Consider the following 23,998-nt stretch of genomic DNA (forward strand, 5'->3'; position numbering starts at 1 on the left):
CAAGACCGACGCCGTCAAGGGCGGCCTGCTCGTCGGCACCGCCACCATCACCGCACAGATCAAGTAACACCCCGCACACCAGAACGGCCGGTCCCCACCACCCCGGGGACCGGCCGTTCTCGCGTGTCGGTGACACACCGGCCCGATGCGGGTCAGCCGCGTCGGCGCCACCACCGGCGTGGCTGTTCCGACTGCCGTGCGTCGTCCGCGGCTCGCGCTGCGGCGGCGAGTCGCTCCTCGCGCCGCGTGAACCAGGCGGCGACCTCGGCGTCGACGTCGCGCATCGGGGTCACGACCGGCGGGCCACCGAGCAGCTGCCGCCGGGCCTCGCGCACGCGCGCGTTGAAGTCCACCAGCACGTCACGGACGTCGCCCTCGTGCGACAGGGCATCGAGTGCTTCGTCCAGGCCCGCGTCCTCGGTCCGCAGCGCGAAGGCGGGCGGAGCGATGCCGCGGATGTCCTCGCGTTCGATCTTCGAGCGGATCCACCAGTCCGGATCGTGGTGCCCGTCGTTCCCCGGCAGGGGCTTGCCGTGGTACGGGTTGCCCTCGAACACCCCGCGCCGCTCCGCTTCCTCGATCTGCGCCCGGGCATGTGCGGCGACGTCGGCGGCCTTGAGCAGCCGTCGTTCCTCGCGCACCTCGTCCGGGTCGAGCGAGCCCCGTTGGACCTCGCTGTCCACGAGCTGCTGGTAGCGGTACCGCGCGGCCCGTCGCAGGCGGTCCATGCGTGCGTCGACGTCGTTCATGGTCAGTCCATGATGCCTCGCAGCGACGGGATCGTCACCCAGGACGACGATCTGGACTCCGCGGTCAGTGGTCGGCCGAGATCTCCTCGATCGTCAGCGCCGCCTGGATCAGTGCCAGGTGCGACAGCCCCTGCGGGATGTTGCCCATGAACTCGCCGTCCACCGCGCTGAGCATCTCGCTGAACAGCCCGACGTCGTTCGCCTGCTCGACCATCTCGTCCATCAGGGCGGTCGCGTCGTCGACCCGGCCCACGCAGGCCATCGCCGCGGCCAGCCAGAACGAGCAGGCGACGAAGGGGGACTCCTCGTCCGCCATCCCGGTGTAGCGGTACACCAGGGGTCCGTGCTGCAGCTGGTCCTCGATCGCGCGGATCGTCGACTGCATGCGGGGTCCGCGGTCGAACGCCGACATCGCGTGCAGCAGGATCGAGGTGTCGAGCGCCTCCGAGCCGGGGTACATGACGTAGTACCCGAGGTCCTCGTCCCAGCCGTGCTCGGACACCCATCCCTCGATGAGCGAACGGTTCTCGGTCCACTTGTCGCGCGGGCCGTCGATCATGCCGGCGTCGTGCAGCTCGACCGCGGCGTCCAGGGCCTGCCAGCACCCGATCTTGCTCGACACGTAGTGCTGCGTCTCCTGCAGCTCCCACATGCCCGAGTCGGCTTCTTCCCAGCGGTGGCACGCGTCGTCCGCCAGCTGCTCGAGGACCTTCGCGGTGGCACGGTCGAGCACGTTGCCGGCGCGGACGTACTGCCGCATGATCTCGAAGACGTCACCCCAGACGCCGAGCTGCAGCTGGTCGCCCGCACGGTTGCCGACGGTCACCGGCCCGATGCCGTTCCAGCCGGGCACGTCCCGCTCCTCGACCTGGTCGGTCTTCGACCCGTCGAGCCGGTAGAAGATCGGCATGGTCTCGTCGTGCTCGCCGATCGTGCGCATCATCCAGGACACGGCGGCATGGGTCTCCTCGCGCAGACCGAAGCGGGTCAGCGCGTGCACCGTGTACGACAGGTCGCGCACCCAGGCGAAGCGGTAGTCCCAGTTCTTCCCGCCGGTGCGGTCCTCGGGCAGGCTGGTCGTCGGCGCGGCAGCGATGGCGCCGGTCGGCGAGAAGATGAGCAGCTTCAGCGCCAGAGCGCTCCGCTGCACGGCCTCGGCCCACGGCCCGTCGTACGAGAACTCCTTCGACCACGTCGCCCAGTTCTCGATGGTGCGGTCGACCGCGTCGAGGGTGCTCTCGGGGTCGGGCATGAAGATCGGCTCGTCCTTCGTGCCGACGATCGTCAGGATCGCCTTCGCCCCCGCGGTGGCGGTGAACCGCCCGGAGAACCGCGGACCGTCGTCGTGGACCGGCTCGAACCCGTGCTCGACGATGGCGATCGTGACGCCGTCGATGCCGATCACCGCACCGTTCGCCGTGTCGAGCCGCGTCGGTTCGGCGGTGTTCAGCAGGGTGCCCGGCACGACCGCCCACTCCATGTCGACGGACCCCTCGACGCCCTGCACACATCGGCCGATCTCGGCCCACGGCAGTCGTCCGGCGACGCCCGTGACCATGGCGTCGGTGACGGTGGCACTGCCGGACGCGGTCGTCCACGTCGTGACGAGCACGTTCGTACCGGGGAGGTACTCGCGCGTCATCGTCGCGGTGCCGTCCACGGGCCGGAGCGCGACGTGGCCGCCGTGCTCGGCGTCGACGATGCTGGCGAACACCGGGGGTGAGTCCATCGACGGGATGGGCAGCCAGTCGATCCGGCCGTCACGGGCAATCAGCGCGACGGTGCGGCCGTCACCGATGGCGCCGTAGGAGCGCAGGGGGACGTACCCGTCGACGCGCTCCCGGGTGACGGGGTTGTCGGAGGTCTCCGTGGAGTCGCGCGAACGTGCAGGCATGCGTCCATGCTGCCCGGGGCCCCCGACGGTGACCACATGTCGCCCGTACCCCGCGTGGCGGACCCGCACCGGGCCTCCCAGGCGTGGTCCGCACCACGCCGGACGCGGGTTGTGCATCCCGGGCGTGTCGCGCTAGTCTCGCTCTCCTGCCCGCCCCGGGCAGACCGTCCGCCACGCGGCGGAACGACCGGAAGGACCGCGCATGCGCCCCGTGCAGCACCGCGAACAGCAGGACGAGCGCTGGCTCGACCTGCTCCTCGTGCTGCCCGAACAGCGCAACGAGCAGTCCACCGGGTATCCCGCGTAGGCACGACCGTCACCAGACGCCCCGTGCCCACCCGGCCCGGGGCATCGCCCGCCGCCCTCCACGCGTCCACGACGCGCATCGTCCGACCCGGACGTCGCGTCCACAGGACACGCGTCCGCACCGGACAGGAGGCCCGGCGAACGTCCGCCTCGGACCGTCACCACTCGCAATGACGAAACGAGACGAGAAGAAGCAATGCAGAAGATCACCGGCCGGCTGCTGTCCTGGGCATCACTGCTCGAGGAGAACACGGAGCAGCAGGCCCGCACCACGGCGGCGATGCCGTTCGTGTTCCCGCACCTGGCACTCATGCCCGACGCCCACCTGGGCCTCGGCGCGACCGTGGGCTCGGTCATCCCGACGCTCGGCGCCGTGATGCCCGCGGCCGTGGGCGTCGACATCGGCTGCGGGATGATCGCCGTGCGCTCCCAGTTCACGGCGGCCGAGCTGCCCGCAGACCTGCGGCCGCTCCGCGAGCAGATCGAGCGCGCGATCCCACTGTCCGCCGGCGCGACGAACCGCAAGATCGTCGCGACCGCCGCACCGCGGATCGCCGAGCTCGAGACGATGGCCGAGGCCGCGGGCTTCGACCCCGCCGGAGCCCTCGGTGGCTGGCGCAACCAGCTGGGGACCCTGGGGTCCGGCAACCACTTCATCGAGGTCAGCCTCGACGAGGAGGACCGGGTCTGGCTGTTCCTGCACTCCGGGTCGCGGGGCGTCGGCAACAAGATCGCCCAGCGGCACATCAAGGTCGCCAAGGCCGCGATGGAGCGCTGGTGGATCACGCTGCCGGACCCCGACCTGGCCTACCTGGTCGAGGGCACCCCGGAGTTCGACCGCTACATCGCCGAGCTGCGGTGGGCGCAGCACTTCGCGCTGCTCAACCGTGAGGAGATGATGGACCGGGTCGTCCGGCAGCTGTCCGAGGTGATGGGAACCGCGGTCGACGAGCAGGAGCGGATCAACTGCCACCACAACTTCACGCAGCGCGAGACGCACTGGGGCAAGTCCGTGTGGGTCTCCCGCAAGGGTGCGATCCAGGCGCGCGAGGGGCAGCTCGGGCTGATCCCCGGGTCCATGGGCACCGCGTCGTACGTCGTCGAGGGACGGGGCAACAAGCCGTCGCTCGAGTCCTCGCCGCACGGTGCCGGACGGATGTACTCGCGGTCGGCAGCCCGTCGGACGTTCACACACGACGAGCTCCGGGCCGCCATGGTCGGGATCGAGTACCGCGACACCGACGCGTTCCTCGACGAGATCCCGGCGGCGTACAAGCCGATCGACCAGGTGATGGCCGACGCCGAGGACCTGGTGACCATCCGGCACACGCTGCGCCAGGTCGTCAACGTGAAGGGCGACTGAGGTGGCCCGCGTGACCCTGGCCGACGTGCGACACGCCGTCGACCAGGAGTGGGCCGTCCGCCCGGAATCCGGGATCGCGTGGCCCGACCGGCATCCGGATCGCGCTCCGTTGACCGAGGAGTACTCGCGGGTGACGGACCCCGAGCGCTACCGGGTCGTCGGCGCCCGGGCCGCGACGTGGGCTTCGGCTCTCGTCCGGCTCGGGCTCGCGCGGTCCGAGCCGCTCACGGTGCCGCCCGACGTGGTCGGTGTCGGAGTCGAGCGTGTCCGGTTGGTCCCCACGGTGCCCGTGGCGCTGCCGCTGGAGATCACGACCCGGTCACTCGAGGACGTACCGGGCTCGGTGGTCGACCTGGCCCTCGGTGCGCCGCCGGTCGACGTCGGCATCGAGCCGGACTGCGGCTGCGATGCCTGTGACACCGGATCTGCCGACCTGCTCGGTGCCGTCGACGACGCCTTCGTCCGGGTGCTGGGCGGGGACCTGGTCGTCGTGGTCGGGCCGCGTGACCGGAAGATCGTCGCGTCGTCCGACGAGTGGTCCGCCGCTGGATGGACGCGCGGCGTCGACGACGCGATCCGTCGCGCTCGTCGGGGCGAGCGGGTCGGCGACCGGACCCTGGTGAGCGCGTCCTGGTGGGCGGTCTGACGCGGGGCCAGGCGGACGGGAGGCGCGGTGCGGCCCCGCACCGCGCCTCCTGTCCGCGGATTGTGCGCCGGACATCCGCAGCCGCGTCGGGCAGTGTGGTCCCCCGTGACCGACAGCGCTGAAGCCACTGCCCGCGAGACCGGACGACAGGTGCGCCGCGCTGCCGACAGCCGCTGGTTCGAGGTGACCGCGCGGGCCGGCTTCGTCGGCAGCGGTGTCGTGCACCTGCTCATCGGGTACCTGGTCGTCCTGCTCGGCATCGGGAGCACCGCGGGCAACAGCGGCGCGCAGGGCTCGCAGTCCGGCGAGACCGACCAGTCCGGTGCGCTGGCCCAGCTGGCCGCGGTGCCGGGCGGGGTCCTCCTGCTGTGGCTCGTCGCGATCGGCACCGCCGCGCTGACGATCCGGCTGGTCGTCGAGGCCGTCGTCGGCGGCCGGACGGACACCGCGCGTTCCTGGCTCAACCGGGCGAAGAACGCCGGCAAGGCCGTCGTCTACGGCCTGATCGCGTCCTCGTCGGCGTCGTTCGCGCTCGGTGCCGGCACGAGCTCGTCGGGTTCCACGCGGGGAGCCGCCGCGAAGGCGATCGCGACACCCGGCGGGGTGTTCCTGGTTCTGGCTGCCGGCGCGGTCGCGATCGCGATCGGCGTCGGGCTGGTCGTCATCGGCGTCCGTCGCTCGTACCGGAAGCAGCTCGTGACGCCGCCGAAGTCGGTCGAGCGGCCGCTGACGGTCCTGGCGGTGACGGGCTACGTGGCGAAGGGGATCGCCGTGACGATCGTGGGCGTGCTCGTCGCGGTCGCGGGGTTCCGGAGCGATCCGCAGCAGGCATCGGGACTTGATGCGGCGTTCGATGCGGTGAAGGCGGTGCCCGGTGGCGGGGTGCTGCTCGTGGTGATCGGGATCGGGTTCCTGGCCTTCGGCGCCTACAGTTTCCTGCGCGCGAAGTACGCCCGCATCTGATACCCGCGACCCGTTGCCATCTGGCACACTGGTGTCAGCTCGCCTCCTGCTGGGGGGAAGAGAAGTCGGAGCCGGTGCATCTGGGGTATACCAGATCCCGGCTCCTGCGCTGTCCCCGGCCTGTCACGGCTCGACGTCGTACGTTTCGATGGCCGCACTGAGTGACGGCGGAACTGGATGACCCTCACTCGCCGCACCGAACGCTCCAAGGACTTGGTCCGGCAGCCACAGCATCGGCTCCGCCGTCGGATCACCGTGCTCGACACGGAGTGAGGCGGGGATGATCCTTCGACCCCGCAACGCCTCGACGACCCGCAGGTCGCGCGCCGCGAGTGCAGTGGCGCGCTGCTCCAGCGTGAGCAGTGCGACGTCCTGACGCGCGAGTTCCCAACCGAGCCGCTCCAGGCAGACGGCCCGAGCGCGCTCCTCGCGGCGTGGATCCATCGGGGCGGCGATCACGATGAGGTGCACCGCGTCGATCTCGGCGACTGCGGCGATGACGCGTTTCCGTTGCCGGTCGTTCAAGTCGTGCCAGTGCAGCTTCCCGCGCGTCGGACGGAGGTCTTCGAGCAGGGCACGGGACGCCTCCACGTCGTTCGAGTCGACGACGGACGCAGCGAGGAGGTACCGCGGCTGTCCGGCTGTGTGGGTACGGACGCTCTCGTCGCCCCATGCGTGCAGCGGCGGGATCATCGGTCCACGTTCGCACGTGCCGGCACCGCGAGCAGAGTCCACGGTATCTCGCGAGATGACCACTCTCCCGGGCTGCTGCTCCTGGTGATCGGGATCGGGTTCCCGGCATTCGGCGCCGACAGTTTCCTCCGCGCGAAGTACGCCCGCATCTGACATCTTGGTCCTGTTCTTGTCCCTCGGGGCCTGAGAAGGAGAAGCCGGTGCTCCCCGTCCTTCGATGGGACCCGGCTTCCGCGCTGTCGGGGGCCACAGCCGGATCACGGGTCGATCTCGATGCTCGTGCCGGCGGAGCGCATCGGGCTGTCGATGACGATCAGGTGACCGGCATCCAGCCGACGGACCTGATCGATGACCTGTCGTCGATGACGTTCGTTCATGTCGTACCAGTGCAGCTTCCGCGCCCCTGCGCGGAGTCGCCGCAACTGGTCTCGGACCCTGTCGGCCTGGTCGACGTCGATCAACGAGGCGCGGGGGAGGTACGCGGGTGCGTCGAGCCCGTGTGAACGGATGCTCTCGTCACCCCACGCGTGCAGCGGACAGGTCATCCGGCAACGCTGGCAGCGCCGTGGAGTAGCTGTTGCCCGTAACGGCGATCTGTGGAGAACTGCGAGTCAGTCGCGGTCCCCGAACAGGCCCATGCCGTGCCGGGTGAGGACGTCGTAGGCGTCACCGAACGTCTCGGGGACCGGTGCGTCGGGTTCGTACTTCGCCAGCAGCAACCCGAGCAGCCCTTTGCCGGGAGCGCTCAGTGGCCGTCGCCGGTCCCGCTCGTTCGGCGCCGACCGACGGTGCTCGGGATTCCGCGGCACGTAGGGCTTCGCGACGTCGGGCCAGAGTTGGGGCTGCCGCGGGACCGTCCGGTTGAGGACGTCCTGGATGCCGCGGGCGTCGGCGTCGCGGTGGGTCAGGGGTTCCAGACCGTGCTGTTGCGTGAGGGTGCGCACGATCGCGGCGTGGTGCATCGGTTCGTTGATGATCGTGCCCGGTTCGGTGTAGGCCGACACGACGAACGTGGGGACGCGTCCACCGAGCCGGTCGAACGTGAAGTCCATCTCGCCGGGTTGGGCCGATCCGGACGGTGGGACGGCTCCGGGTGGTGGGACATGGTCGTAGATGCCACCGTGCTCGTCGAACGTGACGACGAGGGCGGTGTTCACGGCGTTCGAACCGGTCGTCGAACGCCCGCCACGCACCGCGCCGTAGACCTCGGCGAGGAGCACCTCGGCAGCACGCACGTCCGACGTCGCCGATTCGTAGGCCGCCTGATCGGCGCCGGCACCGGGGCGGCTGACCGGCGGGTGCATGTCGTTGTGATCGAAGACCATCCGCGGCTCGACGAACGCGTAGTCGGGCAACGTACCCGCCGCGGCATCGGCGTGGAACTGCTCCATGCTGCGGAAGTTGCTCTTCCAGTACCGCTCGATCGAGGGCGCGTGCAGGAACCCGGTCAGGGACACCACCTGGTCGGCGTCGAAGTACACGCGCCAGCTCTTGCCGGCCTCTTCGAGCCGGTTGAACAGCGTCGGCACGTCCGACGCGTCGAGCCACTTACCGGGGCCGTCCTGCAGTCCGTTCGTCACGTAGCCGTGCGAGGTGCTGGCGTGGAAGAACGACCGGTTGCAGAACGTCTGCGAGGGCACGGCGCAGTGCCAGTGGTCGTAGACCGCGAACGACTTGGCCAGGGTGGAGAACACGGGGAGCATCTCGGGCGAGAAGCCGCCCATCACGCGGGAGTACTCCTGCACGGTGGGTTCGCGGCCGCGCTCGATCCGGTAGTTGACGACGTAGTCGTGCACGAAGCCGGACATGGTCGGCGCGCTCGTGTCCGACGGGACGTTGTACGGCGCCGCGTACCCGTTCCGGGTCGGATCGGCGTTCCCTTCCGGGTCCACGGTTCCGTACCACTGCGTGTTGACGTGAGGATAGAACTCGCCGGGGTCCGGATCGGGTTGGCTCATCACCGAGTCGGTCGAGCCCTGGTAGACGTGCGCGGGCACGATGGTGCCGTCGGGCGCGGTGTTGGCGTGCGTGCCGTGCTGCAGTCCCTCGAAGGACTGCCCGTCGCCGAGCTCGTCGTCGGTGTAGAGCCGGCCGAACACGTGGTCGAAGCTGCGGTTCTCGAACATCAGCACGACGACGTGGTCGAACCCGGGCTCCCGCCGTTCGGGCAGCGGGGTGAACCCGTACCGCTCGTCCTGCACCCGCTCGTCGTAGGCGACACCCGCGCCGACGGCGCCCGCACCGACCGCGGCTCCGGCGGCACCGATCCCGGCACGGCGCAGGAACGCACGACGTGAGTGGTGGCGGTCACCTGCGTCCGCGTCTCGGCCCATGGCAGCAGTGTCGTGCACGGACAGTGCGACGGGCAAGCACGTGCTCCGCGCGCGGCTGAGTCACCGCTCACCCGCGGACGGGGGACACCGGCGGTAGTCTGGGCGACCGCCCGGCCCCACGCTGGGCGACCGCCCGGCCCCCGCCGGTCGACCGCCCGACCCGCAAGGAGACCCCGTGAACGAGCAGACCCCACGGCATGCCGACGCGCTTGATGCGGAGACCGCCGACGTCGTGGTCAAGGTCGACCGGATCCCCGTCGACCACACCAACGTCCGGGTGTCGTCGATCGGCGAGGTCGGGGAGCGGTCGTTCCTGCTCGTGGCCGGGCTCGGCATCGCGTCGACGTACTACGAGCGGCTCGCGCCGAACCTCGAGGAGTTCGGCCCCGTCCGCGCACTCGACCTGCCCGGGTTCGCCGGGGTCCCGAAGTTCAGGGGGCCCGTGTCGATCGAGCGCTACGCCGATGCCGTCGAGACCGTCATCGCGGAACTCGGGCTGACGAACCCGGTGCTGGTCGGCCACTCGATGGGGACCCAGGTCGTCACCGAGGTCGCTGCCCGGCACCCGGAGTACACCCACGTGGTGCTGATCAGCCCGGTCGTCGACTCGTCGGCCCGCACGATCAGCGAGTCCGCCGTCCGGTTCCTGCGGTCCGCAGTGCACGAGCCCGCGGCGGTCCGGTGGCATGCGGTCACCGCCTACGCGCTGTGCGGCTGGCACTGGTTCCGCAAGGTCCTGCCGAAGATGGTCGCCTTCCCCATCGAGCAGCGCGCCCCGCACGTGCAGGCCAAGGTCCTGATCATCCGCGGCGAGCACGACGCGATGGTGCCGCGCGACTGGGTGCGTCGGCTGGCGCGGGTGTTCCCGTACGCGGTCCTGCGCGAGGTCGTGGGTGGTGCGCACTCGGTGATGCACGCGCAGGCCGATGCCGTCGCGCAGCTCGCCGTGGCGCACGTCCGTGACGAGATCCCGGACCGCGGGGTGTCCTCGATGCAACGGGTCCGCGACGACTCGACGGCGTCAGATCTGTCCCGGCTCAGCCCGGGGGACGCGTGGCTGGTCGTCCGAGCACGGTTCACCGAGCTGCTCGGGATGGCGAAGGGCGACGACGAGGTGCTCGAGGCCGGCAAGTCCGCCCACGCGCTCGCGATGGCCGACGACGCGGATGCGCCGGTGCCCGAGTCGGTGCGGCACGAGATCGTGCAGGCCGTCGCGCCGGAGCTGAACCACACCGACACCAAGCCGGCGGAACCGCGCGACCCGTCCTGAGACGGCCCGAGACGCAACCGACAGGAGGCCCGCCACCGGTCCCGGGACCGGTGACGGGCCTCCCGTCGGTTGCGCCCAGGGCGCGTGGCCTGCGGATCAGGCGGTGATGCGACCCGGCAGCATGTCGCGCGTCAGCGAGTTGGCGTCGGCGAGCACCTTGCGGGCCTCGTCGGTCTTGTCCCACACGTTCCACAGCAGCACGCCGCGGACCGTGTCGTCGTCGTCCAGGTAGTAGACGACGCCCGTGACGGTCGGCTCCTGCCAGTCCTCGACGGTGTGCAGCGAGGTGGACACCTGTCCGACGGCCTCGTAGCCCATGTCGAACACGTCCGAGTAGTACATCGGCGTGTGGTCGTAGGTCTCGTCGGCGTCGGCCAGGTTGCGGCCGGCCTGGCGTCCCTGCTGCTGCGCGTTGTCGACGTGCTCGACGCGACGGGTGCCCAGGATGCGGTCCGGGTACTCGGCGACGTCGCCCGCGGCGAACACCGACGGGTCGTCGGTCACCAGGGTGGACGACACGACGACGCCGTCGTCGACCGTCAGGCCGGCGGCAGCGGCGAGCTCGGTGGCGGGCTCGATGCCGAGGCCGGCGACGACCGCGTCGGCCTCGATGACGGAACCGTCGTCGAGCGTCAGCGTCACGCCGGATCCGGTGTCGGTGCCGGTCGTCACGCGTCGGCCGGTGCGCAGTTCGACGCCGTGGTCGACGAAGCGCTGCTGGAACGCCTTGGCCAGGTCCGGCGGGAACGTGCTGCCGCCGACGACCTCGTCCGGGTCGACGAGCGTGACACGGGCGCCGTTCTGCACGATGCCCGACGCGATCTCGGTGCCGATGTAGCCGCCGCCGACCACGACCACGTGGGCGCCGGCGTCGGCCAGGGCCCGCAGTCGTCGGTAGTCGTCGGCGCTGCGGTAGCTCAGCACCCGTTCGGACGGCTGCAGGTCGGGCAGGCCGCGTGGGTGGCCGCCCGTGGCGATGAGCAGGCGCTCGTAGCCGTAGGTGCCGCCGTCCGAGGTGGTCACGGTCTTGCCGTCACGGTCGATCGCGGTGACGACGGTGCCGAGCACGAACTCGGCGCCGGTCTCCTCACTGTGCAGGTCGACCTTCTCGTCCCAGCTGAAGTCCGGGTCGGTCCACAGCTTCTTGGACAGGGCCGGACGGGCGTAGGGACGGTCGGTCTCCTCGCTGATGATCCCGATCGTGCCGGAGTCGTCGAGTTCGCGGATGCCGCGGGCGGCCGCGTCCGCGACCATCCCGCCGCCGACGATGAGGTAGCGGTAGTCGGTCATGTCGTCGCGGCCGCGCCTAGGCGTGGGCCGACGCTTCGGCGGTCGACGGCGAGACGGCGGCAGCGAGCGGTGTGCTCGGGGCGCGGTTCTCGGCGCTGACCATCCACGCGAGCTGCTCGAGGCGCTCGATGAACCCGTGGAGCAGGTCCGCGGTCGTCGGGTCCTCGTCGTCGACCTCGTCGTGCACGTCGCGCATCGTGCCGGTCGCCTGGTACAGGCGGAGCGTGATCTGGTCGATCGCGTCGTGCGTGGTGATCTCGCCCTCGGGGAACTGGTCGAGGTGGCTCTGCGCGGCGACGCTCGAGGAACGCCCGTCCGGCACCAGGTACAGGGCGCGCATGCGCTCGGCGGTGTCGTCGGCGAACTCGCGGGCGGCGTCGACGATCTCGTCGAGCTGCAGGTGCAGGTCGCGGAAGTTCGTGCCCAGGATGTTCCAGTGGGCCTGCTTGCCCTGGACGTGCAGGTCGATGAGGTCCACGAGGACCGCCTGGAGGTTCTTGGCCATCTTGTCCGATGCGTGCATGATGACTCCTTTCGCGTCGGTGACCACTCCGGTCTACGCGCCGCGGCAGGACGCCTTCACAGAGCACGGTGAGGGTTCGTCCCCCGTGGGCGCGTCTCAGTGCGTGGCGGTCTGGTCGACCTGGTCGACGGCCTCGCGCATGTGCTCGAGGAAGAAGGCGACGGTGCGTGCCTGTTCGGCGTCGAGGCCCTCGGCGATGGACATCATCCGGCGGTGCATCACGCCCAGGGTGGCGCGGACCTCGTCGTCGGTCTCGATCGTCGGCGTGATCAGCAGTGCACGGCGGTCGGTCGGGTGGGGCTCACGCCGGACGTGGTTGCTCTTGACGAGTCGGTCGATCAGGATCGTCGTCGACGCGGAGCTGATCTTGAGGTACGCGGCGAGGTCCTTGGGGCTGACCGCGCGGCCCGAGCGCTGCGCCTGCAGCAGGAAGCGGACGGCCAGCAGGTCGGTCTCGCCCATGCCCATCGAGTCGCGGGTGCGGCGTCGCATGGCGGTCTCGGCGGCACGGTAGCGACGGAGCGCGTTCAGCACGGCGACCCCGCGCTGGGTCGCGTCGTCGTCGGGGAACCAGTACCCGGACGCTTCGGTGATCTCCGTCGCGGTCATGGTCGGTAGCGTAACCCGTCTGGTTACCAGGCGCTCTAGCGACCGTCGGAGTTGCGAGCGGACGTCCAGACAGGCGGACGGGAGGCCCGTGGCGGTGTCGCCACGGGCCTCCCGTCCGTCCTGTGGTCGCGTCGCGACCGTCGTGCACCTGCGCGGGTGCGTTACGCGGCGACGCGCTCCGCAGCGGCCGCGGCGATGGCGTCGAGCGTCTGCTGGAGCTGCTCGGTGACCTCGGCGTCCTCGCGCGGGTGCGTCTCGGCGAAGCGGACGACCGACTGCGGGATGGCGACCTTGACGTCCTCGAGCACCGCGGCACCGGCGATGCCGGCGGCCTTGCGGGCGTCGTCGTGTGCCCAGACCCCGCCGTACTGGCCGAACGCCGAACCGATGACGGCGAGCGGCTTGCCGGAGATGGGCGACGAGCCGAACGGACGCGAGGCCCAGTCGAGCGCGTTCTTCAGCACGGCCGGGATCGTGCCGTTGTACTCGGGCGTGATCAGCAGGATGCCGTCGGCGTCCGCGATGGCCTGACGGAACGCGACCGCTGCCTCGGGCGGGGTGTCGCCGTCGATGTCCTCGTTGTAGAAGGGCAGGTCGACGATGCCGTCGTACACGGACAGGTCGATGCCCTCGGGGGCGTGGGCGATCGCGGCTTCGGCGAGCTGGCGGTTGATGGAGCCGGCGCGGAGGCTGCCGACGAGCACGACGACGTTCGTCATGGTGACCCTTTCGTTGCGATGATCCGTTGTCCAACGGAATGGTTACAGCAACAACCAATGCGTTCGCAGTGATCGGCATTCCCGCGCGGTCCGTGAGCGGCGTGTCGACGATCGGTACGCTCGGCGGGGTGACCCTCCGGACGCCCTCCAGCACCCCCAGCACCCCCGACCCGGACTGGTGGCGGCAAGCCGTCGTCTACCAGGTGTACCCGCGCAGCTTCGCCGACTCGAACGCCGACGGGCTCGGCGACGTCGTCGGCATCACCAGCCGCGTGCCGTACCTGGCGTCGCTCGGCGTCGATGCGATCTGGCTCTCGCCGTTCTTCCCCTCGCCGCTCGCCGACGGCGGCTACGACGTGGCCGACTACCGCGACGTCGACCCGCGGCTCGGCACGCTCGACGACCTGGACGACCTGCTGCGCACCGCCCACGCGCACGACATCCGGGTGATCGTCGACGTCGTGCCGAACCACACCTCGGACCAGCACGCGTGGTTCCGGGCAGCGCTCGCCGCTGCGCCGGGTTCGCCGGAGCGGGCGCGGTACGTCTTCCGCCAGGGCTCGGGACCGGACGGCTCGCTGCCGCCGAGCGACTGGGTGTCCAACTTCGGTGGGTCGGCCTGGAGCCGTGTGCCGGACGGCGAGTGGTACCTGCACCTGTTCGCCCCCGAGCAGCCCGACCTGGACTGGTCGAACCCCGAGGTCCGCGCCGACTTCGAACACACCCTGCGGTTCTGGTCGGACCGCGGGGTCGACGGCTTCCGGGTGGACGTCGCGCACGGGCTCGCGAAGGACCTGTCCGTGCCGTACCGGCCGTCGAACGAGCACCACCTGCCGCTCGACGGGTCCGACCCGCTGTACGACCGCGACGAGGTGCACGCGATCTTCGCCACGTGGCGCACCGTGCTGGACGAGTACGACCCGCCCCGGGCCGCGATCGCCGAGGCCTGGGCTCCGGCCCCGCGTCGTGTGCTGTACGCCCGGCCGACCGAGCTGGGGCAGGCGTTCAACTTCGACCTGCTCGAGGCACCGTTCGACCCGGTGGTGTTCCGCCGGTTGATCGAGCAGAACCTGGCGATGGCGGACGAGTCCGGCGCGTCGAGCACCTGGGTGCTGTCGAACCACGACGTCGTCCGGTACGCCTCGCGGTACGGCCTGCCGCAGGGCACCGACACGGACGCGTGGCTGATGACCGACGGCGCCACGCCGCCGCTCGACCGCGCGCTGGGGCTGCGTCGGGCACGCGCCGCGACGATGCTGCTGCTGGCGCTGCCCGGGTCGACCTACGCCTACCAGGGCGAGGAGCTCGGCCTGCACGAGGCCGTGGCGATCCCGCGCCAGGACCTGCAGGACCCGAAGTGGCTGCGCTCGGGACACACCGTCAAGGGTCGCGACGGGTGCCGCGTGCCGATCCCGTGGACGACGTCGGGGCCGTCGTTCGGCTTCGGGGACGTCGCGCCGTTCCTGCCGCAGCCGGTCGACTTCGGGGCGGACTCGGTCGAGGCGCTCGACGGCGACCCGGACTCCACGCTGTCGATGTACCGCGCGGCGCTCGCCGCACGACGACGACTGCAGCAGGGGGAGTCGCTGACGTGGCTGGAGACGCCTCCGTCGGTCGTCGGGTTCGCGCGGCACGACGGCTGGCGGTCGTACACGAACTTCGGCGATGCGCCCGTGCCGATGCCGGCGGGCTCGGTGCTGCTGGCGTCCGGGCCGCTCGGCGACGGTGCGGACGGCGGCGAGCTGCCGGGCGCCACGACGGTCTGGCTGGCGTAGCCCGCTGGCTGGCCTGGCCCGCTGGCTGGCCCGGCCTGGCCCGCTGGCTGGCCTGGCCTGGCCCGCTGGCTGGCCTGGCCTGGCCCGCTGGCTGGCCTGGCCCGCTCGTCCCTCCACATTGCGGCGTCACCGGGATGCCGTCCACAGATGCGTCAGGCCGGGTCGGCACGCGAGCCCTGCTGGCGAGCATCGATGCATGACACCTCCACGGACACCATCCACTCCACGCAGGGCCCGGCGGCGCGTCGCCGCGGCCCTGACGACCATCGCGACACTGTCGGGGCTCGCTGCCGGGGGCGCCCTGGCGGCGCCGACGGCCTCCGCCGCCGACCTGGGCTTCCCGTTCGACGACGACTTCTCGTCCGCTGCCGGCGGCACGCTCAACGGTGCCGCGCGCATCGTCGACGGACGGCTCCGCCTGACGGACGACGTCCGCAGCCAGGCGGGCTCGTGGTCGACCGACGACACGTTCCCGTCCACCGCGGGGCTCGAGATCGAGTTCGACTACGCGATGTACAGCGACGTCGCCAAGACCCGGGCCGACGGACTGTTGCTCTACCTGGCTGACGGCGCGGCAGCGCCCGGTGTCGGTGCACCAGGCGCCGGACTCGGCTACACGTGTGCGAACGCGGCGACGCAGGGGCAGGGGCCGTGCGACGACCCCGGTGTCCCCGGTGGCTTCGCCGCGGTCGCGCTCGACCGCTACGGCAACTTCTCACTCCCGATGAACGGCAGCGGACCCGGAGCGACCCCGGACGCCGTGGTGGTCCGGGGCTCGGGCAACGGCAACGACGGCTACCGCTTCGTCACCAACGCGCCCGCCCCCGGCGGCGTCGGCTCGGACGGCCGCACGCCCCGCAAGGTCCGGGTCACGCTGCTCCCCGGCGCGCAGGGCGAGCTCTTCGTGACCGTCCGACTCCAGGCCGGCGGCGCCCTGCGCACCGTGTTCGACCACGTGCCGCTGCACGGCGCCGGCCAGGTCCCGTTGCCGGACACGCTGCGCCTCGGGTTCGCGGGGGCCACGGGGTCCTTCTCCGAGGTGCACGAGATCGACGACCTGCACGTGCGGCAGCCCACCGACCTGCGCGTCGTCCACGACATGCCACCCGTGATCGCGGGCGAGCACGTCGCGTACACGGTGACGGCGTCGAACGTCGGCATCAACGACTCCGCGCCCAGTCCGTTGACCGTCGACGTGCCGGACGAGCTCCACGACGTCCACTGGACGTGCGAGCCCGCTGCCGCGTGCGCAGACGACTCCGGTACCGGTGACGTCGCGACCGCGCTCGACCTGCCGCGCGGCGCGTCGGCGACGATCCGGATCGAGGGGACGCTCGACCCGGCCGCCACCGGGCAGATCGACAGTCGGGCCGAGATCGCCACCGCCCCGCACCTGGCCGACACCGACGAGTCCGACAACGTCTCCGTCGCCAGCGCACCGGTCTCCGTCGCTGCCCAGCTCGGCACCGACAAGTCCGTCACCCCGTCCACCGGCGTGCACCCGGGCGACGAGCTCGAGTACACGGTCACCGCTGCGAACCACGGGCCCGCCCTCGCCCGCCAGGTGACGGTGGTCGACGACCTGCCGGCTCCGCTGACGTTCGTCGACAGTGACGACGACTGCACCGCCGACGGCCAGCGCGTCACGTGCCGTGCGAGCCAGGACCTCGCCCCCGGGGCCGACGCCGCCTTCCGGTTCCGGACCGTGCTCGACCCGGACTACCGCGGCGACGGTTCGGACGTGGTGAACGTCGCCACAGCCGCCTCGCCGACCGACCCGGACGGCGGCGACCCGTCGCCCGGTGTCGACATCGGTGTCGTCGACCCGCAGGGCCCGGCACCGACGGCGACGCCGACGCCGACGCCGACCCGGCACCCGACGGCGGGACCCACCGGGGGAACGGGCGCAGCGAACCACACCGGTGCTGGGTCGGGTGGCACGGGCGGAGCGCTCGCGTACACCGGGGCCGAGGGCCTGGCCGGACTCGGCGCCGTCGGCGCAGTGCTCGCCGTCGCCGGCCTGTCCACGTGGTGGTGGCTCCGTCGCCGGACGCGCGCGGCGGACGGTGGACCGTCGGACTGAGGCCGCAGGGTGCTCCGGCCCGGGCGCACGGACCGCGGTCCGCTGCGGCCCAGGTCGGAGCATCCTCAGCCCCGGGGGCCTTCGGGCGTCCGTGCACGGAGAGGGCACATGCGCGGCGGCGGTAGGATCGTTCCTACGATCCGCATGCCCGAAAGAGGTCTCGTGTCCGACTCCGTCGCCGACGCACACCAGCGCGCGCGGTACTGGCCGATCCCCGTCCTCCGGGCCGTCCCGGCCGCCGTCATCGCGCTCGTCATCACCTTCTCCTCGAACCACGCCGCCGGCTACGGCCTGCTGTTGTTCGGGGTCTTCGCCGTGGTCGAGGGCGCGGTCCTCGGCATCGGCAGCGCGGCCCGACTGCGTGACGACCAGCGCTCCCGCCGCACCGCACTGGCGCAGTCCGTCATCACGGTGGTGTCGGGCATCGTCGCCATCGCGGCCAACGGGTTCGGGCTCACGGCCTTCATCGCCGTGGTCGTCGTGTTCGCCGTCCTGACCGGGGCGCTCGAACTCACGCAGGGCCTCCGGTCCCGCGGGCGTTCGCCGTTCGCCCGCGACTGGATGACCATCGGCGGACTCACCCTGCTGCTGGCGATCGCCTTCCTGGTGACACCGCCCGACTACTCGCAGCAGCTCGGCGGCATCGAGAAGGTGCCCGGCACACTCGACGCCTCGGTCGTCCTGGTCGGTCTGCTGGGCGCCTACCTCGCCATCGCGGCGGTCTTCCACGTGATCGCCGGCCTCTCGCACAAGTGGGGGACGGTCGCTCCGGCGGCGTCCCCGGACGGAGCACCACACGCATGACCACCCCCAGCCGTCGTGACCGTCTGCGCCCGGTCGAGCTCCTCGGGATCTCCGCGATCGTCGCGGTGTTCGTCGGGCTCGTCGTGCTGTTCTCCACGCGCGAGGTCACGCTCGCGCTGATCTTCCTCGGCGTCGCGTTCATCGTCGTGGTCGTCGTGCTGGCCATGCTGCAGCTCGCCTCGACGAGCGACCAGGACGACAACGACATGCTCGGCGGCCACAAGACCCCGGGCGAGGGAGACACCGACGGCTTCCACTGACGTCCGCCGCCCGCTGCCGGGCGCCCCGGAACTGCCGAGCAGGTACCGCCACCGGTACCTGATCCTCGCGGTCTGCTGCATGAGCCTGTTCATCGTCTCGATGGACGCCACCGTGGTGAACGTCGCCCTGCCGTCGATCGGCCGCGAGCTGCACAGCACCATCTCCGGCCTGCAGTGGACCATCGACGCCTACACGCTCGTCCTGGCCAGCCTGCTCATGCTGTCCGGGTCCACCGCTGACCGGATCGGCCGTCGCCGGACCTTCCAGATCGGCCTGACGCTGTTCTCGATCGGGTCGCTGCTGTGCTCCGTTGCGCCGAGCGTCGGCTGGCTCGTGGTGTTCCGCATGGTGCAGGCCGTCGGCGGCTCGATGATGAACCCCGTTGCGATGTCCATCATCACGGCGACGTTCGACGACGCGAAGGAACGCGCCAAGGCGGTCGGCGTGTGGGGTGCGGTGGTCGGCGTCTCGATGGGGGTCGGCCCGCTCGTCGGCGGCGCGTTGACCGACGCCGTCGGCTGGCGTGCGATCTTCTGGATCAACGTGCCGATCGGCATCGTGGCGATCGTCCTGACGTTCCTGTTCGTCCCGGAGTCCCGCGCGCCGAAGCCCCGGCGTCTCGACCCGCTCGGGCAGGGCATCGTCCTCGTCCTGCTGGCCACCCTGGTCGGCGGGCTGATCGAGGGGCCCCGACTCGGCTGGGCCTCGGTCGGCACCCTCGGGCTGTTCGTCGTCGCGGCGGTAGCGCTCGTGTCGCTCGTCATCGTCGAACGGCGGCGGCCGGAACCCCTGATCGACGTCCGCTTCTTCGCCAGCATCCCGTTCTCGTCCGCCGTCGTCACCGCGGTCGTGGCGTTCGGGGCGAACGGTGCGTTCCTGTTCCTCAACGCCCTGTACCTGCAAGAGGTGCGCGGCATGACCCCGTTCCAGGCCGGGCTCTGGACGCTGCCCGCAGCACTGGCGACCATGCTCGTCTCGCCGCTGTCCGGCCGGCTCGTGGCGTCCGTCGGCACGCGGGTGCCGCTCGTCCTGGCCGGCATCGGGATCCTCGGCGCCGGGCTGGTCCTGACGACGATCGACGCGCACACGCCGATGCTCGTGCTGGTGGCCGCGTTCGTGCTGTTCGGCTTCGGGTTCGGCATGGTGAACGCCCCGATCACGAACACCGCGGTGTCGGGCATGCCCCGCGCGCAGGCCGGGTCGGCAGCCGCCGTGGCGTCGACGAGTCGGCAGACCGGGGTGTCGCTCGGTGTGGCGCTGGCCGGCACCGTCACCGGGGCCAGCGCCGTCGCCAGCGTCGGTGCGGACTTCGCCGTGGCCACACACGCGATGTGGTGGATCGTCGTCGGCATCGGTGCTGCCATCACGGTCGTCGGGTTCGTGTCGTCCTCGGCCGCAGCACGTCGGTCGGTCGAACGGGTGGCACCGCTGCTCGACGCCTGAGCAAGCGCGGGCACACACGGCCCGCCGCCAGCCGGCCGACGAGTGCGCCAGCGGACCGGCGAGCACGCCAGCGGCCCGGCGAGCGCGCGCTGGCCGGCAAGCCCCGGCCTCGCCGTCAGCGCCGCGCGGCCACGATGTCGCGCGCCAGGGCCCGGACCGCCCGGGTCGGCTCGACGTCCCCCCGCATCGCCAGCCCGATGCGCAGGGGTTCCACGTGGTCCGACAGCTCGATCGCGACCCCGTCGTGCGCCACCCCCGCGTCGGGTACCACCCCCACCCCGAGCCCCGCGGCCGCGAACCGCACCACCGCGGGCATGTCGTTCATCTCCGCGACGATGCGCCGGCGGATCCCGAGCCGCTCGCACGCCTGGTCGAGGATCAGCCGGTTGCCGAAGCCGTGCGCGGTGTCGATGAACGACTCGTCGGCCAGCTCACGGAGCGACACCGTGGTCCGGCCGGCCAGCGGGTGGTCCGCCGCCAGGAACACCCGGAACGGCATCTCGCGCAGCGGCTCCACCACGATGCCCGACGGCACGACCCGCAGCCCCGAGTACGCCAGGTCGAGCCGCCCGGACACCAGGTCCTGCACCAGCCCGGTCGTGCCGGACGGCGAGGTCATCAGCTCGACCGTCACCAGGGGGTAGCGCTCGCGGAAGGCCCGCAGCACCCCGGTCAGGTCGACGACGTCCATGCTGGTGAAGATCCCGAGCCGGACCCGTCCGCGAAGGTCGGCATCGTCCGAGGTCGCCAGGTCGCGCATCCGGTCGAGCGACGCCAGCACGGCTCGTGCGTGCGGCAGCAGGTCCTTGCCCGCGGAGGTCAGGACCAGTTGCCGCCCGGTCCGGTCGAACAGCCGCACGCCGAACGAGCGCTCCAGGCTCGCGAGCCCCGCGGACACGGTCGACTGCGCTGCCCACAGCCGTTCGGCTGCGCGGGTGACGCTGCCCTCGGCGGCGACGGCGACGAACTGTTCGAGCAGACGGGTCTCCATGCCGACATCATCGACCGGATCGATGGTGCGCATCAAGCACATCCGTTGGACTCGATCCGTCGGGTGGAGCGATCATCGGGACATGTCCTCGACCACCGCGACCACAGCCTCCCGTTCCGCCACGACCGGCGACACCGTCGCCGAGGCCCCGCGCGGCCGCCGCGCGCACACGCGGCGTCGCCACGACGTCGGCTTCTGGGCGGTCGCGTTCGCGTTCCTGGCGGTGATGGCGTTCGCCACCGTCCCCGCGCCGCTGTACGTCATCTACCAGGCGCGCGACGGGTTCCCGACCTTCACGACGACGATCGTCTTCGCGGCGTACGGCGTCGGCGTCGTCGGGTCGCTCTGGCTCGCCGGACACCTGAGCGACGTGCACGGTCGCAAGCCGCTCATCCTGGTGTCCATCGCGCTCGAGCTCGTCGCCGCGGTGCTGTTCCTGGTGTGGAACGACGTCAGCGGGCTCATCGTCGCTCGCCTGGTCACCGGGCTGGGCATCGGGACGCTCACCGCCACGGCGACCGCGCACCTCGGCGAGCTCCGGGTGCGGGCAACGGGTGACGAGGGGTCCGCGAAGGGTGCGAGCGTCGCCGCGGGCGTCGTGAACCTGGGTGGCCTGTCGCTCGGCGCCCTGGTCGGCGGGGCGCTGGCCGAGTTCGTCGGACAGCCCCTGCTCGTGCCGTACGCCGTGTTCGTGGTCGCGCTCGTCGTCGCCTTCGTGGTCGTCCTGGTCGCACCCGAGACGGTGGGCCGCCCCCAGCAGCGTGTGCCGTACCGGCCGCAGCGCATCCAGGCGCCGGCCGGCAAGTCCGCCGCGTTCTGGGCTGCCGGCACCGGAGCGTTCGCCGCGCTGGCGGTGCAGGGCCTGTTCACCTCGGTCGCGCCGACGTTCCTCGGCACCACCTTCCACGTCACCGACCGCCTGGCAGCCGGCGCGACGACGTTCGGGGTGTTCGCCGCGAGTGCGCTGTCCCAGGTCGTCTTCGCGCGCCTTGCGCAACGCACGCAGATCCGCCTGGGCATGGTCCTGCTCGTCGGGGGCCTCGCTGTCCTGGCCGTCTCCGCCGTCGTGCTGCAGGTCGCGGGCTTCATCGGCGGCGGTGTCGTCGCCGGTGCCGGTGTGGGGCTGCTGTTCCGCGCGAGCATCGGCAGCGCGGGCGCCCTCGCCGAACCCGACCAGCGTGGTGGGGTGCTCGCCGCGGTGTTCCTCATCGCGTACGCCGGGCTGACGGTGCCCGTGGTCGCGGTCGGTGCAGCGCTCCTGGTGCTCCCGACGCTCCCCGTCCTGATGGGGTACGTGGTGCTCGTCTCCGTGCTGGCCGTCGTCGCCGGGACCCGACTGGCCGCACGCGCCTGACGCGGGCAGGGCCTCCCGGTCGGTCACCGAGCCGACGGGAGGCTCCGCTCACCTCCGGCATACTGGCCGCATGCCGACCCGCCGCAACCGTTCCGTCCTGACCGGGCTCGCCGCGCTGGTCGCCGCCGGGCTGGTGGCCGGCGGGTTCGCGCTGACCGCACGCCAGGGCACCGACGACCCGGTGCTCGCAGGCCCGACTGCGTCGTCGGTGCCGACGGCCGAGGCCACGGCGGACGGCGTCGTCGTGCTCGAGCGGCAGGGACCGGACCTGCCGGGCAGCGGCGTCCTCGATCGCTGCGACTCGAGCAGCCGGGCGGACGTCGCGCGCTACGACACCGCGGCACTCGGCGACGTCGTGTTGCAGTGCGGCACGAGCAGCCAGGGCTACGAGCACATCCGCGTGCGCCACACCGGTGACTGGCGGCAGGTCGTCGGCGGGCGAGGCGGCCGCGACTGGGACGACGCGATGCTGACCGCCGTGCAGACCGCGCTGACGACCCCGCGCTCGGGCTTCCCGCGCGACGCCGGCGACGGCAAGGTCTGCTACGCCGCGGCAATGCGGTTCGACGACGATGCGGCTCCCTCGCCGGACGCCTTCGTCAAGGTCATCGTGTCGAGGACCACCGACCGCGTGATCACCGCCTACCCCACGCGCACCGACGACTGCTGACGCCGGGCGCGGGTGTGCGCGGACTCGGTACGACAAGTCCGATGTCGTACGACGACGTCGATGTCGCGCGGGTGGCGTGGGGCTTGTTGGGTGACGCCTGACGCCGTGCGACGAGTCCGATGTCGTACGACGTCGGTGGTGTCGTTCGGGTGCCGCCGGGCCGCTCGTGCGACGAGTCCGATGTCGTGCGACAGCGTCGGTGTCGCGGGGGTGGCGGGGACCGGGTGAGCTGCGGCACGGTGCCGGGCGTGCGACAACGCCGATGTCGTGCGACAACGTCGATGTCGCGCGGGTTGCCGGGGCCCGTGGCCCACCCCCCCCCCCGCAGCCCTACGCGTGGACGTCGTGCTCGTGCCGCTGGTGCGACGCGGGCTCGAGCTGGAACGTGGAGTGCTCGACCGGCACGTCGAAGTGCTCGGCCACGCACCGCTGCAGCTCGTCGAGGATCGCCGGGGCGTGTGACGTCGTGAAGCAGTGGTCGTCCACCACGACGTGTGCGGTCAGGTTCGGCACCCCGGTGGCGACGAGCGTGGCGTGCAGGTCGTGCACGGCGATCACGTGGTCCAGCTCGAGGATGTGGCCCCGCACGTCCTCCAGGTCGAGCCCCGGCGGCGTCGATTCGAGCAGCACGTTCGCGGTCTCGCGCAGCAGCCGGACGGCCCGCGGCAGGATCAACCCGCCGATGACGAGCGCCGCGACCGAGTCGGCGCGCTCCCACCCGGTCAAGCCGAGCACCACGGCCGCGGCGATCACGGCGACCGAGCCGAGCGTGTCGTTGAGGACCTCGAGCCGGGCGGCCCGCGACGTGAAGTTCTCGCCCGAGGCCCGCATCAGCACGGCGTACGCGACCAGGTTGCCGACGAGTCCGATGATGCCGAACACCAGCAGCGGCCCGGAGTGGATCTCGGCCGGGACGAACAGTCGCTGGATCGCGGAGACGATGACGAACACGCCGACGGCGAGCAGGATGGCGGCCTGCGCGGTCGCGCCGAGCACCTCGGCGCGCTGGAAGCCCCAGGTGCGCTGCGAGGTGGGGGAGCGCCGCGCGAGCCGCGTGGCCACCAGCCCGATGCCGATCCCGCCGGTGTCGACGACCATGTGGCCGGCGTCGACCAGCAGCGCGAGCGACCCGGTGACGACGGCACCGACGACCTCGGCCAGCAGGATGGTCGCCGAGATGCAGAACGCCACGAGCAGCGCGCGCTCGTTCGCGCCGGCGTGCCCGTGGTCGTGTCCCATGCCTCGATCGTAGGGACCGG

At 71.7% G+C, this 23,998-nt stretch carries 22 protein-coding genes; 11 read left to right on the forward strand and 11 right to left on the reverse strand.

The genetic code is table 11. The features are described from left to right. Positions 1–152: 152 nt before the first annotated feature. Both MT346_RS07180 and MT346_RS07185 read right to left on the reverse strand, forming a co-directional pair. A complete protein-coding gene (locus tag MT346_RS07180) occupies positions 153–749 on the reverse strand; it encodes a DUF1992 domain-containing protein (RefSeq protein ID WP_243562139.1) in 597 nt (198 codons plus the stop codon). Between the two features lie 64 nt (positions 750–813). Further along, entirely contained in the window at positions 814–2,643 is a 1,830-nt protein-coding gene (locus tag MT346_RS07185) for a glycoside hydrolase family 15 protein (protein ID WP_243562140.1), read from the reverse strand. A 502-nt stretch (positions 2,644–3,145) separates the two neighbouring features. Here MT346_RS07185 and MT346_RS07190 point away from each other — a divergent pair. The 3 genes from MT346_RS07190 (at position 3,146) to MT346_RS07200 (ending at position 5,921) form a co-directional block, all read left to right on the forward strand. Beyond that, positions 3,146–4,312 (forward strand): RtcB family protein, encoded by a 1,167-nt coding sequence (locus tag MT346_RS07190; RefSeq protein WP_243562141.1) that lies wholly within the window; start codon positions 3,146–3,148, stop codon positions 4,310–4,312. A 1-nt stretch (position 4,313) separates the two neighbouring features. Beyond that, the gene (locus MT346_RS07195) at positions 4,314–4,958 is read left to right on the forward strand and encodes a DUF6226 family protein (protein ID WP_243562142.1); all 645 of its coding nucleotides are present in this window, start codon (positions 4,314–4,316) and stop codon (positions 4,956–4,958) included. Between the two features lie 105 nt (positions 4,959–5,063). Further along, a complete protein-coding gene (locus tag MT346_RS07200) occupies positions 5,064–5,921 on the forward strand; it encodes a DUF1206 domain-containing protein (RefSeq protein ID WP_243562143.1) in 858 nt (285 codons plus the stop codon). Positions 5,922–6,044: 123 nt separating this feature from the next. On the opposite strand, the gene MT346_RS07205 is transcribed toward MT346_RS07200, so the two are convergent. The 3 genes from MT346_RS07205 to MT346_RS07215 form a co-directional block, all read right to left on the reverse strand. Then, positions 6,045–6,770: a hypothetical protein gene (locus MT346_RS07205; protein ID WP_243562144.1), complete on the reverse strand. Its 726-nt coding sequence runs from the start codon at positions 6,768–6,770 to the stop codon at positions 6,045–6,047. Between the two features lie 101 nt (positions 6,771–6,871). Next, on the reverse strand, positions 6,872–7,159 hold the full coding sequence (locus MT346_RS07210; RefSeq protein ID WP_243562145.1) for a hypothetical protein: 288 nt from the start codon (positions 7,157–7,159) through the stop codon (positions 6,872–6,874). A gap of 66 nt (positions 7,160–7,225) precedes the next feature. After that, a complete protein-coding gene (locus MT346_RS07215) occupies positions 7,226–8,947 on the reverse strand; it encodes an alkaline phosphatase family protein (RefSeq protein WP_243562146.1) in 1,722 nt (573 codons plus the stop codon). A gap of 175 nt (positions 8,948–9,122) precedes the next feature. Between MT346_RS07215 and MT346_RS07220 the strand changes: the two genes are divergently transcribed. After that, positions 9,123–10,217, forward strand: coding sequence for an alpha/beta fold hydrolase (locus tag MT346_RS07220; protein ID WP_243562147.1), 1,095 nt, complete (start codon positions 9,123–9,125; stop codon positions 10,215–10,217). A 96-nt stretch (positions 10,218–10,313) separates the two neighbouring features. Here the strand turns inward: MT346_RS07220 and MT346_RS07225 are convergent, their stop codons facing one another. The 4 genes from MT346_RS07225 to MT346_RS07240 all read right to left on the reverse strand — a co-directional run bounded on the left by MT346_RS07225 (position 10,314) and on the right by MT346_RS07240 (position 13,358). Then, the gene (locus MT346_RS07225; protein WP_243562148.1) at positions 10,314–11,507 is read right to left on the reverse strand and encodes an NAD(P)/FAD-dependent oxidoreductase; all 1,194 of its coding nucleotides are present in this window, start codon (positions 11,505–11,507) and stop codon (positions 10,314–10,316) included. Between the two features lie 16 nt (positions 11,508–11,523). Beyond that, on the reverse strand, positions 11,524–12,030 hold the full coding sequence (locus tag MT346_RS07230; RefSeq protein ID WP_243562149.1) for a Dps family protein: 507 nt from the start codon (positions 12,028–12,030) through the stop codon (positions 11,524–11,526). A gap of 96 nt (positions 12,031–12,126) precedes the next feature. Continuing rightward, positions 12,127–12,639 (reverse strand): MarR family winged helix-turn-helix transcriptional regulator, encoded by a 513-nt coding sequence (locus tag MT346_RS07235; protein WP_243562150.1) that lies wholly within the window; start codon positions 12,637–12,639, stop codon positions 12,127–12,129. A gap of 161 nt (positions 12,640–12,800) precedes the next feature. After that, complete coding sequence (locus MT346_RS07240; RefSeq protein ID WP_243562151.1) at positions 12,801–13,358, reverse strand: NADPH-dependent FMN reductase; 558 nt, start codon at positions 13,356–13,358, stop codon at positions 12,801–12,803. Between the two features lie 128 nt (positions 13,359–13,486). On the opposite strand from MT346_RS07240, the gene MT346_RS07245 reads away from it, so the two are divergent. The 5 genes from MT346_RS07245 (at position 13,487) to MT346_RS07265 (ending at position 19,724) form a co-directional block, all read left to right on the forward strand. Then, positions 13,487–15,133 (forward strand): alpha-amylase family glycosyl hydrolase, encoded by a 1,647-nt coding sequence (locus MT346_RS07245; RefSeq protein ID WP_243562152.1) that lies wholly within the window; start codon positions 13,487–13,489, stop codon positions 15,131–15,133. A gap of 196 nt (positions 15,134–15,329) precedes the next feature. After that, positions 15,330–17,216 carry a hypothetical protein gene (locus MT346_RS07250; RefSeq protein WP_243562153.1) on the forward strand — a complete coding sequence of 629 codons (1,887 nt, stop codon included), beginning with the start codon at positions 15,330–15,332 and terminating at the stop codon, positions 17,214–17,216. Positions 17,217–17,360: 144 nt separating this feature from the next. Continuing rightward, complete coding sequence (locus MT346_RS07255) at positions 17,361–18,020, forward strand: DUF308 domain-containing protein (RefSeq protein ID WP_243562154.1); 660 nt, start codon at positions 17,361–17,363, stop codon at positions 18,018–18,020. Continuing rightward, a complete protein-coding gene (locus tag MT346_RS07260) occupies positions 18,017–18,280 on the forward strand; it encodes a hypothetical protein (protein WP_243562155.1) in 264 nt (87 codons plus the stop codon). The genes MT346_RS07255 and MT346_RS07260 overlap by 4 nt, the downstream gene beginning before the upstream one ends. A gap of 61 nt (positions 18,281–18,341) precedes the next feature. Further along, positions 18,342–19,724: a DHA2 family efflux MFS transporter permease subunit gene (locus tag MT346_RS07265; protein ID WP_308221884.1), complete on the forward strand. Its 1,383-nt coding sequence runs from the start codon at positions 18,342–18,344 to the stop codon at positions 19,722–19,724. A 115-nt stretch (positions 19,725–19,839) separates the two neighbouring features. Here the strand turns inward: MT346_RS07265 and MT346_RS07270 are convergent, their stop codons facing one another. Continuing rightward, positions 19,840–20,748 carry a LysR family transcriptional regulator gene (locus MT346_RS07270; protein WP_243562157.1) on the reverse strand — a complete coding sequence of 303 codons (909 nt, stop codon included), beginning with the start codon at positions 20,746–20,748 and terminating at the stop codon, positions 19,840–19,842. A gap of 49 nt (positions 20,749–20,797) precedes the next feature. Between MT346_RS07270 and MT346_RS07275 the strand changes: the two genes are divergently transcribed. After that, positions 20,798–22,069, forward strand: coding sequence for an MFS transporter (locus MT346_RS07275; protein WP_243562158.1), 1,272 nt, complete (start codon positions 20,798–20,800; stop codon positions 22,067–22,069). Between the two features lie 70 nt (positions 22,070–22,139). Next, the gene (locus MT346_RS07280; RefSeq protein ID WP_243562159.1) at positions 22,140–22,739 is read left to right on the forward strand and encodes a hypothetical protein; all 600 of its coding nucleotides are present in this window, start codon (positions 22,140–22,142) and stop codon (positions 22,737–22,739) included. A 330-nt stretch (positions 22,740–23,069) separates the two neighbouring features. Here MT346_RS07280 and MT346_RS07285 read toward each other — a convergent pair whose 3' ends face one another. Further along, on the reverse strand, positions 23,070–23,978 hold the full coding sequence (locus MT346_RS07285) for a cation diffusion facilitator family transporter (RefSeq protein WP_243562160.1): 909 nt from the start codon (positions 23,976–23,978) through the stop codon (positions 23,070–23,072). Positions 23,979–23,998 lie beyond the last annotated feature (20 nt).

It is taken from the genome of Curtobacterium sp. VKM Ac-2922 (assembly GCF_022815645.1).
In the GTDB taxonomy this organism is placed as follows: Bacteria; Actinomycetota; Actinomycetes; order Actinomycetales; family Microbacteriaceae; genus Curtobacterium.